The 15,477-nt window shown below is 39.7% G+C and carries 19 protein-coding genes, 1 other RNA gene and 1 pseudogene; 11 read left to right on the top strand and 10 right to left on the bottom strand.

Annotated features, from left to right (window positions below; genetic code table 11):
* From WMO43_RS09320 to WMO43_RS09340, 5 genes and pseudogenes are all read left to right on the top strand, one after another.
* Positions 1 to 1,248 (top strand): tyrosine-type recombinase/integrase (locus WMO43_RS09320; protein ID WP_353530976.1); only part of this gene is annotated, 1,248 nt, incomplete at its 5' end.
* 714 nt (positions 1,249 to 1,962) lie between these two features.
* Positions 1,963 to 2,844: a helix-turn-helix domain-containing protein gene (locus WMO43_RS09325; RefSeq protein ID WP_353530977.1), complete on the top strand. Its 882-nt coding sequence runs from the start codon at positions 1,963 to 1,965 to the stop codon at positions 2,842 to 2,844.
* Between the two features lie 201 nt (positions 2,845 to 3,045).
* Positions 3,046 to 3,384 (top strand): hypothetical protein, encoded by a 339-nt coding sequence (locus tag WMO43_RS09330; RefSeq protein ID WP_353530978.1) that lies wholly within the window; start codon positions 3,046 to 3,048, stop codon positions 3,382 to 3,384.
* A gap of 244 nt (positions 3,385 to 3,628) precedes the next feature.
* Positions 3,629 to 4,354 carry a helix-turn-helix transcriptional regulator gene (locus WMO43_RS09335; protein WP_353530979.1) on the top strand — a complete coding sequence of 242 codons (726 nt, stop codon included), beginning with the start codon at positions 3,629 to 3,631 and terminating at the stop codon, positions 4,352 to 4,354.
* Between the two features lie 77 nt (positions 4,355 to 4,431).
* Positions 4,432 to 4,527 (top strand): annotated as a pseudogene (locus WMO43_RS09340) (GyrI-like domain-containing protein); the annotation flags it as partial.
* 413 nt (positions 4,528 to 4,940) lie between these two features.
* Here the strand turns inward: WMO43_RS09340 and WMO43_RS09345 are convergent.
* Positions 4,941 to 5,105, bottom strand: a complete 165-nt coding sequence (locus WMO43_RS09345; RefSeq protein ID WP_353531080.1) for a winged helix-turn-helix transcriptional regulator — start codon at positions 5,103 to 5,105, stop codon at positions 4,941 to 4,943.
* Between WMO43_RS09345 and WMO43_RS09350 the strand changes: the two genes are divergently transcribed.
* Complete coding sequence (locus WMO43_RS09350; protein WP_353530980.1) at positions 5,060 to 5,287, top strand: hypothetical protein; 228 nt, start codon at positions 5,060 to 5,062, stop codon at positions 5,285 to 5,287. The genes WMO43_RS09345 and WMO43_RS09350 overlap by 46 nt on opposite strands.
* 108 nt (positions 5,288 to 5,395) lie before the next feature.
* Here the strand turns inward: WMO43_RS09350 and WMO43_RS09355 are convergent, their stop codons facing one another.
* From WMO43_RS09355 to ffs, 5 genes are all read right to left on the bottom strand, one after another.
* Entirely contained in the window at positions 5,396 to 5,863 is a 468-nt protein-coding gene (locus WMO43_RS09355; RefSeq protein ID WP_353530981.1) for a YbaK/EbsC family protein, read from the bottom strand.
* A gap of 19 nt (positions 5,864 to 5,882) precedes the next feature.
* A complete protein-coding gene (locus WMO43_RS09360; RefSeq protein WP_353530982.1) occupies positions 5,883 to 7,556 on the bottom strand; it encodes a bifunctional diguanylate cyclase/phosphodiesterase in 1,674 nt (557 codons plus the stop codon).
* A 137-nt stretch (positions 7,557 to 7,693) separates the two neighbouring features.
* Positions 7,694 to 8,176 carry a tRNA adenosine(34) deaminase TadA gene (gene tadA / locus WMO43_RS09365; protein ID WP_353530983.1) on the bottom strand — a complete coding sequence of 161 codons (483 nt, stop codon included), beginning with the start codon at positions 8,174 to 8,176 and terminating at the stop codon, positions 7,694 to 7,696.
* On the bottom strand, positions 8,163 to 8,609 hold the full coding sequence (locus tag WMO43_RS09370) for a hypothetical protein (RefSeq protein WP_353530984.1): 447 nt from the start codon (positions 8,607 to 8,609) through the stop codon (positions 8,163 to 8,165). Before WMO43_RS09370 ends, tadA begins: the two co-directional genes overlap by 14 nt.
* 58 nt (positions 8,610 to 8,667) lie before the next feature.
* Positions 8,668 to 8,929, bottom strand: an RNA gene (gene ffs / locus WMO43_RS09375) — signal recognition particle sRNA large type.
* Positions 8,930 to 9,035: 106 nt separating this feature from the next.
* Here ffs and WMO43_RS09380 point away from each other — a divergent pair.
* Positions 9,036 to 9,737, top strand: coding sequence for an anaerobic ribonucleoside-triphosphate reductase activating protein (locus tag WMO43_RS09380; RefSeq protein ID WP_353530985.1), 702 nt, complete (start codon positions 9,036 to 9,038; stop codon positions 9,735 to 9,737).
* Positions 9,734 to 10,288, top strand: a complete 555-nt coding sequence (locus WMO43_RS09385) for a GNAT family N-acetyltransferase (RefSeq protein WP_353530986.1) — start codon at positions 9,734 to 9,736, stop codon at positions 10,286 to 10,288. The genes WMO43_RS09380 and WMO43_RS09385 overlap by 4 nt, the downstream gene beginning before the upstream one ends.
* Here the strand turns inward: WMO43_RS09385 and WMO43_RS09390 are convergent.
* On the bottom strand, positions 10,253 to 11,023 hold the full coding sequence (locus WMO43_RS09390) for a hypothetical protein (RefSeq protein WP_353530987.1): 771 nt from the start codon (positions 11,021 to 11,023) through the stop codon (positions 10,253 to 10,255). The genes WMO43_RS09385 and WMO43_RS09390 overlap by 36 nt on opposite strands.
* Before the next feature lie 145 nt (positions 11,024 to 11,168).
* Here WMO43_RS09390 and WMO43_RS09395 point away from each other — a divergent pair, with 145 nt between their 5' ends.
* The 3 genes from WMO43_RS09395 to WMO43_RS09405 all read left to right on the top strand — a co-directional run bounded on the left by WMO43_RS09395 (position 11,169) and on the right by WMO43_RS09405 (position 12,747).
* A complete protein-coding gene (locus WMO43_RS09395) occupies positions 11,169 to 11,567 on the top strand; it encodes a Fur family transcriptional regulator (protein WP_177962531.1) in 399 nt (132 codons plus the stop codon).
* Between the two features lie 117 nt (positions 11,568 to 11,684).
* Complete coding sequence (locus WMO43_RS09400) at positions 11,685 to 12,227, top strand: NADH peroxidase (RefSeq protein WP_177962532.1); 543 nt, start codon at positions 11,685 to 11,687, stop codon at positions 12,225 to 12,227.
* 247 nt (positions 12,228 to 12,474) lie between these two features.
* Entirely contained in the window at positions 12,475 to 12,747 is a 273-nt protein-coding gene (locus WMO43_RS09405) for an AbrB/MazE/SpoVT family DNA-binding domain-containing protein (protein ID WP_177962533.1), read from the top strand.
* A 296-nt stretch (positions 12,748 to 13,043) separates the two neighbouring features.
* Here the strand turns inward: WMO43_RS09405 and WMO43_RS09410 are convergent, their stop codons facing one another.
* The 3 genes from WMO43_RS09410 to WMO43_RS09420 are packed head-to-tail and all read right to left on the bottom strand — an operon-like array spanning position 13,044 to position 15,473.
* Complete coding sequence (locus WMO43_RS09410; protein WP_177962534.1) at positions 13,044 to 14,453, bottom strand: MATE family efflux transporter; 1,410 nt, start codon at positions 14,451 to 14,453, stop codon at positions 13,044 to 13,046.
* Entirely contained in the window at positions 14,453 to 14,965 is a 513-nt protein-coding gene (locus WMO43_RS09415; protein ID WP_353530988.1) for an N-acetyltransferase, read from the bottom strand. Before WMO43_RS09415 ends, WMO43_RS09410 begins: the two co-directional genes overlap by 1 nt.
* A 19-nt stretch (positions 14,966 to 14,984) precedes the next feature.
* On the bottom strand, positions 14,985 to 15,473 hold the full coding sequence (locus tag WMO43_RS09420; protein WP_177962536.1) for a prolyl-tRNA synthetase associated domain-containing protein: 489 nt from the start codon (positions 15,471 to 15,473) through the stop codon (positions 14,985 to 14,987).
* Positions 15,474 to 15,477: the final 4 nt, after the last annotated feature.

The following is a 15,477-nucleotide window of genomic DNA, read 5'->3' on the forward strand; positions in this document are numbered from 1 at the left end:
TTCTATGTAGAGGACGCAAGCGGCAATCTTGTTCAGAAAGAATGCGTTGGAACAGAAAGCAAAAGTGAAACTGAAAAACTGCTCCGTCAGGCAATGGATGATTATGAGAAAAAGAAATTTGTTGCCAAAGCGGAAAATCTCACAGTCGGACAACTTTTGGATGTGTGGGCAGAGGAGGAATTAAAAACAGGTACGCTCAGCAATGGTACTGTGGAGAATTACCTCGGAACAATCCGAAATATTAAGAAACATCCGCTGGCAGAACGGAAATTAAAAAATGTAACCTCTGAGCATTTGCAATCCTTTTTTGATTTGCTTTCCTTCGGGGGAGTTCATCCCGACGGAAAAGAGAGAAAGGGTTACAGCAAAGATTACATCCATTCTTTTTCCGCAGTCATGCAGCAGTCCTTCCGCTTTGCAGTATTTCCAAAACAGTATATTACGTTTAATCCCATGCAGTATATTAAACTGCGGTATCAGACGGATGAAGTTGATTTGTTTTCAGACGAGGACATGGACGGAAATATCCAACCAATTTCACGAGAAGATTATGAAAGATTGCTTGCTTATCTGAAAAAAAAGAACCCAGCCGCAATACTTCCAATCCAGATAGCCTATTATGCCGGGCTTCGTATTGGAGAAGCCTGCGGTTTGGCGTGGCAGGACGTAAATCTGGAAGAACAATGCCTTACCATAAGACGTAGCATCCGATACGATGGCTCAAAGCGCAAATATATCATCGGACCAACCAAGCGGAAAAAAGTGAGGATTGTTGATTTTGGAGATACGCTGGTAGAGATTTTCCGTAATGCCCGGAAAGAGCAGTTAAAAAATCGAATGCAGTACGGAGAACTTTATCACACGAACTACTACAAAGCGGTCAAAGAGAAAAACAGAGTGTACTACGAATATTATTGTTTAGACAGAACAGAGGAAGTCCCGACAGATTATAAAGAAATTTCTTTCGTCTGTTTAAGACCGGATGGTTGTTTGGAACTTCCAACTACTTTGGGGACTGTTTGCAGAAAGGTGGCAAAAACATTAGAGGGATTTGAAGGCTTTCATTTCCACCAGTTACGTCACACCTATACAAGCAACCTTTTAGCAAATGGAGCTGCCCCAAAAGATGTGCAGGAATTGTTGGGACACTCAGATGTCAGTACCACAATGAACGTCTATGCTCACTCCACAAGAGATGCGAAACGAAAATCAGTTCGGCTTCTTGATAAAGTGGTGGGCAATGACTAAAAAATTTCCCTTATTTCCCTTGTGATTATCTCATAAGGGCAAAAATAAGGGAAACTACATATCATTTCACTAATGGACAGGCGGGAAAGCCTATAAAATGGGGAAAGTTAGAGGAATAATTATATAAATTCCAGTTTGATGAATTGAAAAAGAAACATAAAAATAGGTATTTGACAAAGGGAGAAAAATAAATGATAAATCTGAGAAAAATTACTGAAGCAACTTTCTTGATGCATTCCGTTTAAAACTGGCTGAGGGACAGGAGGAATATGTTTCCCATCCAATCCGAAGTTTAGCACAAGCGTATGTTTATCGAGATCAGTGCCAGCCATTTGGAATTTATGCTGGGGATGAAATGGTTGGTTACGTAATGGTCATCTACGATTATGATATTCCGGAATATGATGATAGATGCTTCCAAACAGGGAGAGGGTTACGGAAGTACTGCGCTAAAACAAGTCATGGAATACATTTTTTACCGACCGCATATCAATCGTTGCCTTGCAAGGAAATATTCAGAAAAAGTGCCTAATAAATTTGGGGAAAAATATGGTACAGATAAGATTGCAATTCTTTCATGTTAAAGATTTGTAAAAATGAGATACGAGAAAATGAAAATGGTTGTGGGTTGCGGATAAATATTGATATTGGTAATTGATTATGATACAATATCCGAAAAATCGGAATTAGCAGGCGTAGAAAGGGTATTGTACCATGAAGTTATATGAAAAAATCTTTGCCAGACTTAACGAACTACATATGAGTCAGACGGAACTGTCCAGAAGAACTGGTATTGCAACAAGTACAATCAGCGACTGGAGAAAGAAACAGATCAATCCTCAGGCAGATAAACTTGCCGCAATATGTAAAGCACTGGATATGTCACTAGTGGATTTGCTTTGTGATGAAGGAAGTCCGGTTCAAGTAACTTCTACGGATTATTTCATAGATGAAGATCATATGCTGGAATTGTTTAGAAAATCAGATGTTGAAGGAAAGAGGGGAATTATAAGATATTTGGAACTCCTCGAAATTTGTAAAGAGATTAATGAAACTAGCCATACGAAGAAACAGCGACGTAATATTTCTGTTATTCAGGATGTTGATGGGAACAATATTGTAGTGATAAATGATATTAGATTTAAGGGAAAAAGATCCATTCATTGGAAAGAAGTCCGGGCATACTTGAAAGAATATATCGGTGATTTTTATAAGGTGGCTTCTACTGGAGATGTTATATATATTGGATCTGATTTACCAAGTGAATATTCAGGATCTGTATATACAAAAAAGTTGAACGGAGCAGTGGCAAAGGCTAAAGCAAATGCAGCACAGGGACTTCCTGAAATGATAGAAATATCAACAGGAAGATTTTTTAGAGAAAATAATGAAGAGAAACATAATTGGAATGCAAAAAATGGCTGGTATAGATATAATTCGTATTTTGCACTACCTGTATATGATGATAACGAAAATATAGAAAGATATAATGTATTTCATGCATCTTTGTTAATAAGACATGCAAGCGATGGCAAAATGTATTTATACGATATTATAGACATAAAAAAAGAAACGAGCACCCCGTTGGAGCCATAAGGCTTTACTTGGCACAAAACCCATTTCTTTCATGAATAGATAATACAATACGATAGAAAAAATGTCAATCCGAACATTTGAAAGGTTTGAACGATAAGACTTTTCTTCTTTTCATACAAGACCAACTCTTAAAACTCAAACCTCAAAATGATTTTTTTGAATAAAATGCAAGAAGTGTTTTGCAAAGAAAGGATACCTCTTATGGAAGAAAGATTCATAGCATTTACAATTTGGGGAATCATCGGCTTATTATTTATTGTAATGGGCATCTATGAGTTTCATTCTAAGAAAGCAAAACCTTTCGGCTTTTGGGCAAATGCTGAGGTAGCACCTATAGAAGATGTGAAAGGTTATAATCGTGCTTTGGGTATATTGTGGTGCGTATATGGTGTTTTGTTTACATTAATTGGATTGCCTTTATTAGATAGGCAAAATTCGGGTTTAATTATAATACCAATATTGGGTGCAATGCTTATTAGTATTGCGGCTATAGCAGCGTATGTAGTAGGTATTGAACCTAAATACCGCAAAAAGAAATAAATGGAAACTTGCGGTTATGCATGATGCAGAATCAGCTCTGAAAAATCGGACGTTGTGAGGCACACCTTTTTATATTTCCCCGGCATTGGCGATTTGTCAACTAAATATATTAATTTATGGTATGATCAGTTAAAATCAGGCATGTAAATAACACTTGCGCAGTGCATGATTCAATGCAAGTTTGACTTGCTAGCCATCTGAAAGAATTAAAAGCATAATGATACTGAAAGGAGGAACACATGACATGAAATTAGGACAGACAATTTTGGATATACGAAAAGAAAGAAAAATGACACAAGAAGAATTTGCCCAAATTTTTCATGTTACACGACAGACAGTATCAAATTGGGAGAAAGAAAAGAATTATCCGGATTTAGAAACTCTGATTTCTATGAGCGATGAATTTAATATCTCCCTGGATGTTATGCTAAAGGAGGATAAGAAGATGGTCAAAAAATTGAATAAGGAAATAACGTTTAGTAAAAGATTTAAGAAAAATGCAATTTTAATTCTGGTTTGTATTGTGGCAGCATTGGCGATTGGTGCAACAGGCTGGGGCATTGCTTGGAATAATGCAAAAAACTCTTTAGAAACGAAGTTTCATAAAGGCGTGGAAATGAATGAATTTCGTTTTGATAAGCAGTCAGGTTATTATAAAAAGATGATTGACCAGGAAAGCTATTATACGTTGCCAAATCAGTCAATGCCGAAGTATTTTGATTTCGTGCTTCATTTCCACAATGCAGTTTTGGATTATTATACAATAGAAAATGGAGATAATATCCAAATACGGTGGAGTGGAAGGGATCAGGAAGGAAAAATGGAGCACTCAATTTTTTGTTTAGATGAGCATGGGAAGTATGAATATACTTTTTCAGAAGAACAAGAAAAGGAATTATGTGAAAGAAATACAGAAATCCGTTTAATTCTTCAAGATGGCGAGAAGATATACGAAAGTGTATATGAATAGTTTGATGTAGAATTTAAACAACTCGGAAGTTGCGAGGGTTCATCATGTTTTTAGGTGGAAATGAAGTTTTCACCAATGAACGACACCATCACGAAATCTATTTATCAGACCCTAGAAAAGTTGCACAGGAAAAATGCAAAACTGTTATCAGGCATCCGATAAGAAAATTGTAAATGTAAATCAAAATATTTTTATTGATCCTTTCATGATAATTACATATAATATAGATGAGCAAGATTACTTGCTTGATTTAAGTGCGTTGCTACTTTGAGTGCAAACCTTTAATTTAAGTGCTTCACTACTTTGAATGTGAACCTTTAATTTAAGTGCTTCGCAGCTTAAAATGCGAATCGTTAATATTCAGGGAGATAAGCTTCTTATCTCCCTGTTTTGTTATACTATGGAGGATAAAATATGGATTTTTACCGTATAAATAAGGACTACAATCGATATCTCCAGAATTATGAAAAAGAAATTAACTGATAACAGCTGTGCATTCAGTATTTTGGAGCAGGGATATCGAGAATATATTGAGAATGTTTTAAGAAAAAAGCCTCCAGGTCCTCCAATCCCTGAAAAGTTATGGTTAACGCGTTTCAGGGATTGGTCTTCTATTTTCTTCGCCCCAGGTACATAGCTGATCAAGAACTTCCATGAGTGAGATGCCTCTTTCTGTAAGAGAGTACCGAAGAATTTCCTGTCGTAATGGAATGTGAACTTCTGGATTTTCTGGATACAGAGCATGTATCAGGAATCGTTGGAAAGATTGTAAATGTTAAAGCAGAGGAAGATGTACTTTCTGAGAATGGCAAGGTAGACCCGGAGAAACTTCACGCTCTAATGTTTGATCAGTTTCAGAATGGCTATTATTCTACAGGTGAGAAAGTTGCAACAGCATGGAATGCAGGCAAAAATCTGATGAATAAAAATTAAATCTAAAATTAATAATTAGTAATTAAAATGTCTACAGCAGGAAGTTTTTGCATCAAACCTCCTGCTGTTTTTTTAGTCACTTCCGGCAAACGTGCATCCCTGAACCCTTTAAGGATTCTTGCACACATCTACCCACTCTATGAATCCGGAATACTGCTCCATTTCCGGTATCGACAATTCAATGGCACTATTGCTGCTCCCGCATGCCGGAAATACAGTATCAAATCTCCGTAAGGAACAATCCAGATAAACCTTTACTCCATCCTTTACGGCAAACGGGCATACACCGCCCACCGCATGACCAATCCGCTCCGGTGCCTCATCCGGTTTGAGCATTTTTGCCTTTGTTCCAAACTGTTCTTTATACTTCCGGTTATCAATCTTCACATCGCCTGCCGTGACTACTAAGACCGGCGTATCATCCACCAGAAACGACAGCGATTTTGCGATTCGGCACGGCTCACAACGCAGTGCCTCTGCCGCCAATTCCACCGTGGCACTCGAAACCTCAAACTCCTGTATCCGTTCCTCTATCCCGGCTTTCCTAAAATATTCCCTGACCTGTTCAATCGCCATGATGTGTTTTCTCCTTATCCTATGCCTGCTCTATAAAATCATGATAAAATTTTTCATAAGGACATGGCTTTCCAAAATAATATCCCTGTATATAATCCGGTTTCAGACGATTAATACGCTCCAACTCCTCTTTCGTCTCAATTCCTTCTATGCAGAGCTTTAAATTGATGCCGCGAATCATCTCAATAATATGACGCAGCAAATTGTATTCATATTCATTGCTCAATGCCCTTACCGTAAAGGTCCGGTCAATTTTAATCATATTCGGACTGAGGTCATACAGATAATGGAAATTTGAATATCCCGTTCCAAAATCATCAAGCGCAAGTAAAATTCCATGCTCACGCAGACGCTTCCACAAATCCATACAACGATAATTTGACTCTAAAAAGCCGCTCTCCGTCAACTCTACAATAACATCTTCCGGCTTTAAACCGTATTCCCTGACACTGGTTAAAATCTCTGTCAGAATCGGACTCTTCATAACCTGTATATAGGAAACATTGACACTGATTTTAAAATCCGGCACATGCTTGTGAACCTCACGGCATACGGACAGTGCCTGATGAAGCACCCATTTGCCAACCGGTATAATCAGACCTGTTTCCTCTAAAATCGGGATAAATTCCACCGGTAAAACCATACCCATTTTTTCCGAATGAAAACGCAACAGGGTCTCGGCTGCAAACAGTTGATTATCCACCGCACTCACAATCGGCTGAAAATACGTCTCAAATCCACTGAAATCATTGTATACCGAACGCCTCAAATCGCGTACCAGTTCCTTTTTCCTAAGGAACTTCTCATAATCTTCCTTACAAAATATGTAGCAGCGATTCTTGCCATCACGCTTTGCTTCACTTAGTGCAAACTCTGACAGCTTCATCAGATTCTGAAAGGAGTGCTCCGTCACATCCCTGCTCTCTAACAGACCTGCTGAAATGGTATAGACTGTCTCGTAATGATTCTGCTCTATGAACCTGTCTATCTCAAAACGGACTTTCTTATACAGCTTCTTTGCCTCATCCGTAGTTCCGCCCAGAAAATCCACAATAATAAATTCATCTGCCACAATGCGATAAAGCTGTTGCCCCGGTGCAATACATCTTGCGATGCAGTTGGCTGTCTCGTGGATGATCATATCGCCGTATTCGATACCCAGATTTTCATTGATGTCTTTAAAATCATCAATACCGATACGCAGAATGAATCCTTCCGGAAACACCTTGCCTATGGTATATAAATAATCCTGTAGGCTGGTTTCTCCTAACAGACCACTGACATTATCCGCCTTCTGCTTTGCTCCTATCTCGTTAATACATCCGACCATGCACATTGGCTGCCCATCTTCACCGTTCACTGTCCGTCCACGGCAGTTAATCCAGATTGGCTGTCCGTCCAGTCCCAACCACCGATACTGAAGATTATGAAAATGCTTGATGCCCTGCTTCATTTGAGAAAGATCTTCCTGAAGCATTTCTAAATCCTCCGGATGCACAAATTTTTCATGCGTCTTTTGGACATCATGAAAAGCATTTGTCGGCATACAGAATCTATCCAATGCATGGGAGGAGATATAGTAATAATCTTTTTTAAAATCGTATAAATATAAGTAGTCGTCCATACATGGACACAGCAATTCAATGCCTTCCTGAAACTGCTCCACAGTAATCGGATATGATTTTTCCCCCATAACCGTACCTCCATTACCATTTTTGTTCTAACATTTCATCTATATTCTGACTTCTTTTTTTTCTATACGATATTATAACTTGTTTTCTATATAATTTCCATGTTTTTCATTCAGTTTTTGGTTATAAAATTACATTTTTATACAACTTCTTTGTTTTTCCTCTTTTTTTCCCGCAGTTCCTTAAAAAAACCACTGAGCATTTGCGAACATTCCTCTTCTAAAATTCCCTTCGTAATATGAACCTGATGATTAAACGCAGGAATATCCAAGAGATTTAACACAGAACCCGCACATCCTGCTTTCGGATTCATACTTCCTATGACAACTTCATCGATTCTCGCCTGTACAATCGCTCCTGCACACATCTGACAAGGCTCTAAGGTCACATACATCGTACATCCCTCTAAGCGCCAGTCCCCCAGCTTCTTACTCGCCTTTTTGATTGCAGACATTTCTGCATGGGCAACCGTATTCTTATCGGTGTTACGCCGGTTATAACCTCTCGCTATGATTTTGTCCTGATACACAATCACGCAGCCAATCGGAACCTCTTCTAAGGCATACGCCTTCTTGGCTTCCCGTATGGCTGCGCGCATATATTTTTCCCTATTCTTCTCCATCGGATTTTTCATCCCCTATCTCATTCCTGCATGTAGAAAAAATACTCTTTCTCTTTCCTGCCTCCGGCGGAATCTGAATGTATTTTTTAATTGCAAAAAGCAATGCTATGCTGACAATTGATACAAAATCCTCAAATGCCGACGTATCTCCTATAATCATATGCCTTGATACCAGGAAAATCAATACCTCTAATACGGTATCGGCACTCGGCTGGCAGAGCATTTTTAAGAACTCAATACTGATGACAATTTCAAAGATTGCATCGAGGAATACATAAAATGATCCGGTATGCCCTCTCTGTGACCAGAACAGCAAAAATTCCTCTCTTAATCCCAATGCTGCAATGACAATTCCGGCAACTACTACCACTGCCATAATCAGCTCTAAATAATTACATAATTCATAGAGAAAATCTCTTATTTTTTTTACCATGCTTGTCCCTCCAGACCGGAACTTCTCTAATTCTAAATAAAATAATAGGCATTAAAATCCGAGCATTCTGCTTTGAATCCCGATGCCAAACGTTACCTTTGCAGTTAACTCAGTCCAGGCACCCTCACGGCACACGAAAGGTTCTGCTTAGTGCTGCTTCATTCCTGACCTGACACGGTTCACAGATTTCCGTTGCGTAAGACCCAAACGTCAACGCCACTTACAAAGGGCTGCCTTAACATCTAAGACCCGAGGCAGAATATCACTCTAGCTATAGCGGATTGCTAGTACAGGGTACCGCTGCCACCCCAGCTGCTCGGAAATATAAGTATACATAATTTTCTCCGTTTTGTCAATTTAATCTTCACTTTCCAATCTGTCTGTGCCATAATCTATAGTAATACAGGATTATTATGTGAGGTCATTATGCTTGAAATACATGGTTTTCAAAAAACAACTCTTTTAGATTATCCCGGCTATCTTGCGTGTACCGTTTTTTTCGGCGGCTGCAATTTCCGCTGTCCTTACTGCCACAACGGTGATCTGGTGCTTTCGCCCGGCAGTCTGCCGCTGATCTCTGAGGATACCGTCCTTTCCCATTTAAAAAAACGGCAGGGCATTTTAGACGGTGTCTGCATCACGGGAGGCGAACCGACCTTGCAGCCGGAACTTTTTGATTTTATTAAAAAAATCAAAGATTTAGGATATTTAGTAAAACTTGACACTAACGGTTCCCATCCTGAGGTTTTAAAGTCTCTCTGCCACAGCAATCTGATCGACTATGTGGCTATGGACATCAAACACGCCCCTTCCCGCTATCAGGAAATCTGCAACGCTCCTTCTTTTTCTATGGAAAAAATCGCAGAATCCGCTGCCTTTTTATTGGAAGGAACGGTGCCTTATGAATTCCGCACAACGATTGTGAGGGAGCTGCATACTCTTAAAGATTTTGAAGAAATCGGTGCGTGGATCGCCGGTGCTGATTCCTATTTTTTGCAGTCTTATCAGGAATCCGAGCAGGTGATCCACCCTGTTTTTTCTTCCTATACCAAAAAAGAACTGGAGGATATCCAGTCCCTTTTGCAGAAATATATTCCCCATGTGGAGATTCGAGGTGTTGATGCATGAATTTTCAATATGAAACCGAACGTCTTAACATTCGGATCCTTTCTTCCGATTTTGCCGGAAAAACGTTGGAATTTCACAAAAATAACCGCTCTACTTTTGAAAAGTACGATGGTGAAAAACCGGAAAATTTTTATACTCTACCATACCAAAAGAGCCTCCTTCAGTGCGAATATCAGATGATGTTACAGCAAAAGGCTGTCCGTTTCTGGCTGTTTGAAAAGGAACATCCTGACCACATTATCGGTACCATGAGTATCCAGCACATTTCCCGCGGCATTTTCCAGTCCTGTGTCATCGGTTATAAGATGGATGCTGCCTACCGTGATATGGGCTATATGACGGAGGCTTTGCATTTTCTAATCTCCTTTATTTTTACGGAATTAAAGCTCCACCGGATTGAGGCCTATGTCAATCCTGACAATAATGCCTCGATACATCTTTTGAAAAAACTGGAGTTTACCGCGGAGGGCATTGCCCATGGAAGTGCCTGGATTCAGGGCGTATGGCAGGACCACTTACGGTTTGCCCTTATGTCTGGTCCAAAGAGCTAAGCCAAATACCAGCTCATTTCCGGGACTTTTATCCAGTTTTTCCCATTCATAACGCCAGTCATACTGCGGTTCGGCCTCTGTCGCCCGCAGTGTCGGGCTTTCCGGCTGTTCTCTCCTTTGTCTTCCCTGTCTTTCTCGTCTCTGCAATGACTCTGTCTGTAATGTCTCCGGTTGTGCTTCTGTTGTCTGTTGCTTCTGTTGATATTCTTCCGGCACTTCTCGTTGCTGTTGATGCTTTTCCTGAAAATCTGTCCCTTGGGACGGTTCTCCCTGCATCTGTTCTTCTGATATTCTTCTTTCCTGTGATGGATTCTCCTGCAACATTCCTTCTTCCGGTTTCTCTTCTACTGCTAATACTCTGACTCCCGCTATGCGGATCTCTTCCTGCGTCCACTGGCTTGCAAACAGTTCCCGCTCGCCTTTGATATATAGTCCGGTCACCTGCTCAAAGGTGTAAGTGCTTCCGCCCAGTTCACTCGCCGAAAATCTTCCTTTATAGATCCCTGTCTCTTTTTCAAACTTCATGACTCCGATCGGAATTGCCTCCGGCTGCGTCGGTGTCCCCGCTAACAGGCAGATCTGCGCTTCTTTTGTTTCCTTTATTTTTTTTCGTATCTGTATTTCTAAGCGGACAATCCCTCCTCTGCAATCCACCTTTGCAAATCCCACATTGGTATCCCTCTGGCTGTCACGATAAGAATAAATGTAGGTGACAAAACGGTTTAGTTTCTGCATTGCTCCTCCTAATTGCTTTTTACCTATATATATGCAGCAGGATTTTTGAAAAGAATTGACAGGATTTCTTTTTTATTATATATTATATTTGTAATTAGTTATCATTACTATTATTATATTGTTCTGACATAGAAAGCAGGTTTTTATGAGAAAACACAGTAAACAGCGGGAGGCGATTCAGTTTTACCTCGCCACCCATTCCAATCACCCTACCGCGGAAACAGTATATCTGGGCATTAAGGAGGAATTTCCAAATGTCAGCCTTGGGACGGTGTACCGGAATCTGGCTCTTTTAGCGGAAAACGGAGAAATCCTGAAGATTTCCACAGGTGTCGGACCGGATCGTTTTGACGGATGTATCGACCCCCATTACCACTTTTTTTGCACGGAATGCGGTGCCGTTTACGATTTAAAAATGGAGTCAATTGACCATATCAATGTGATTGCCAACCACAATTTTGATGGCATTGTTGAAGGCAATATTACACACTTCTTTGGAAAATGCCCGGAATGTGCCAAAAAATTTAATTTAAAAAGTAGTTGACATCTGTCTTACTTTTTGTTATATTAAAATCAGTAATAGTTACTATTACTAATAAAGAATATTTCCTGCTAAAGCAGGCAAACTAAAAATATAAAAAGAAAGTTGAGGAAAAAAATTATGGCAAAATATGTATGTAGTGTATGTGGTTACGTTCATGAAGGAGATTCTGCTCCGGATGTCTGTCCGATCTGTAAAGCTCCGGCTGAAAAGTTCCAGAAACAGGAAGGTGAAATGAGCTGGGCTGCAGAGCACGTTCTCGGTGTTGCACAGGGTGTACGCGAAGATATTATTTCTGATTTAAGAATGAATTTTGAAGGAGAATGTTCTGAGGTTGGTATGTATCTGGCGATGGCTAGAGTTGCTTTCCGCGAGGGCTATTCTGAAATCGGTATGTATTATGAAAAAGCTGCTTTTGAAGAGGCTGAACATGCTGCTAAATTTGCAGAGCTGCTTGGCGAAGTTGTAACGGACAGCACAAAGAAGAACTTAGAGTTAAGAGTTGCTGCTGAAAACGGTGCTACTGCCGGAAAATTTGACCTTGCAAAACGTGCAAAGGAACTGAATCTCGATGCGATCCACGATACCGTGCATGAAATGGCTAGGGATGAGGCCAGACATGGAAAAGCATTTGCAGGACTGTTGAAGAGATACTTTGGCTAGGATCAGTACAATAGCTAGTAGCTAACTTAAATATATGAATTTTAAAGCGGATAGACCTGTGTTGAATCTATCTGCTTTTGTTTTTGAAATAAAATTACGAACATGCTTCATATTTTTACAAATACTATTATAAAAAAATATAAAATTTCATATAATGCTGTAAAAATAGTTGATAATTATAAAGATACAGCATATAATATGAGTACGAATTTCCCTACTTTTCATACTTAAAAATGGAGGTGTTTTAATGGCAACTAATACATTTATAGATAGCGCTAAGGTCATGTCAAAAGGACAAATCACTATTCCAAAAGATATCCGAGAAATTCTGGGGGTTTCAAATGGCGACAGAGTTACTTTTGTTGTCGAAAACGGAAATGTCCGTCTAATCAATTCCGCAGTCTATGCAATGCAGATGCTCCAGGCACAGATGACCGGAGAAGCAGCAAAAGCAGAACTCACATCCGAGGATGCAGTCATAAACTTAGTAAAAGAAGTACGCGCAGAAAGTGAGGTTTAATGAACGTTCTAATTGATACTAATATTCTAATTTCTGCCGCATTAAATCATAAGGGAACTCCTTACCAAGCCTTTACCAAAGCTGTAAGCTATCCGAATCATGGGTTGGTATGTGAATGACCGTCCCATTCTTCGGGCTGCCATTTATGCCAATGCCGATATTTTGCTGACAGGGGATAAAGATTTTCTGGAATCCGGTTTGCAATATCCTAAAATTGTAACTGCTTCAGACTTTGTACAAATGATGTGATGTAATGATTTTTCATACCATATCTCCGTCTATCCCACTCATATATTTCACCTTATTTGCATCTTCTCTTTTACCTCTATCTCACGCTCCCGAAAGATTTTTGGAAATGTCTTAAATATGACTATCGCAGTAATGATTCCCGCCACAAGATCGGCAATTCCCTCGGACATGTATACACCCTTAAAGCCCAGAAAATGCGTCAGCACAAAACAGAGTGGAATCAAAATAATAACTTTCCGGATGACCGCAAGTAACAGGGCAGATTTTGCCTGACCGAGAGCAACATTGATATTTTGCAGGGTCATCTGTACAAAAAACATAATGGAACCCATCAAAAAAAACGGCGTATAATGTTTCACAATGCCCGTCACTGCTTCACTAGACGAAAATATATGTGCATACATCTGGGGAACCGCAAGCGAAACCGACCAGATGGATACCGCAAAAATAAAGGCAATTACCGTCACATATTGGATGCCCTGCTTTAATCGCTCTGCATTTCCCTTTCCGTAATTGTAACTGACAAACGGTTGCATTCCATTCCCAAGACCGTTTAACGGCAGAGAAATCAGTTGTAATGCACTGAGCATAACCGTCAATGCAGCCGTATAATCCTTATTTCCTCCCGTAGCACGATTAAGATTGATATTAAAAACAATCTGGATGGCACATTCTGTCAGTGTCATAATAAACGGAGTAAAACCAAGTGACACAATATTGGCAATTCTTGCAAAAGAAATCTGCATATCCTTAACAGAAAAATGAAACAGACTTTTCTTAGAGAAGAAAAAGCAAATAATACAGATGCAGGAACAAAACTGCGAGAAAATTGTTGCCAGACCGGAGCCGCGAACTCCCATCCGTAGAGTAAAAATAAAAATTGGGTCCAACACAATATTGATGACTGCACCGATTAAAACAGCACTCATTGCAATAAATGAATATCCCTGTGTCAGTATAAACGGATTCAACCCCTGTGCCAGCATGACAAAAAGCGTACCACAGGAATAAATTTTCAAATAGGCAGTAGCAAATCCGACAGCACTGGGTGGACATCCAAAGAGCAGCACGATCTGTTTAGAAAACAGAAAAGTAACCATGCCAATCAAGATTCCAAGCACCAGCAACATGAAAAATGCCGTATTAAAAATGCGATTGGCTTCCTTACAATTATCTTCACCCAGTTTGATACCGGCTCGCGGAGAACCGCCAAGTCCAACGAGATTTGCAAATGCCTGAATAATCAGTGTAATCGGTAAAACGATTCCCAACGCTGCCAATGCATCCATTCCGGAGCCATCAATTCTGGCAACGTACATTCTGTCTACGATGTTATATAAAAATGTAATTAATTGCGCAATAACAGCAGGTATTGTAAGACGGAATACCAGTGGAAGGATTTTTCCCTGTTCTAACTGCACCGTAATATCCTGCTGTGGTTTTTGTATATGTAACATTATTCTTTTAGCCTCTCATAAGCAATTCGGGGTGTTCCATCTAACACATGTATGATCCCACACTTTTGGAATCCATTTCTGCTGATGAGGTGCTGCATAATCCGATTCTGTTCATGCGTATCTACTCTCAGATGTTCTATTTTCCGTCCGCAAAAATCTACGATCTTATCAAAAATACCATGAATCGTTCCATCTCCGGCAACACGATGCAGTGTTCCATACTCTGTATCAGAAATCCATGCTCCTTGTTCTATCTTTTCATAGGTCGGCTCTTTTCCAATGATAAAAGCAAACACTCCATGAATACCTGTATCATCTTTTATCACATAAAGCTGCCCTTTTTCAATATCTTTTACCAGCAGACTTTCCGGCGGAAAACTGTCTCCCCACTGCTTGGGATTGCCTGACTGCTTCATAAATTTCCGGGCAGATGCATAGATCTGAAGTATCCTCGGCAAATCCTCTAATTTTGCTTTTTCAATGCCATCGTGACTCATCTTTTTGTACCTCAAAAATCAAATCTTCTTTTAACTAAAGTTCTAAAACCTGTACCGGGTTGCCATGTTCTTTTATAATATCGAGTAAATCCTCTGTCTTTAACCAGACGGTTGCCGTATTCTCATTTGGATGGACTCCGATCAGCTTTCGTCCTTCTAAAAACTCTCTGTCTAAAAACACCTGCACTTTTCTCTCTTCATCATTCAGGATTCCAAGCGGTGTTACCGCCCCCGGTATCAGTCCCAGGATGTCCATTAAGTCATTTTCAGATGCAAAACGCAAAGGACGCGTGTTATTTTTCTTTCTGAACTCTTTTAAATCTACCTTTTTATCTCCCTTCACTGTGATCAGATAGTAATTTCTTTTCTTGTCATCGCGTACAAAAAGATTCTTTGCATCAGCCTCCGGGTACGGAATATCCACCTCGGCGAGCTCCTCCATATTAAATACTGCTTTGTGTTCTGTCACCTCGTGCCAGATGTTTTGTTCTTTTAAATAATTGTAAATTTCCTGTTTATTCATAAGG

The sequence above is a fragment of the Maccoyibacter intestinihominis genome, from assembly GCF_040096355.1.
GTDB lineage: Bacteria > Bacillota > Clostridia > Lachnospirales > Lachnospiraceae > Maccoyibacter > Maccoyibacter intestinihominis.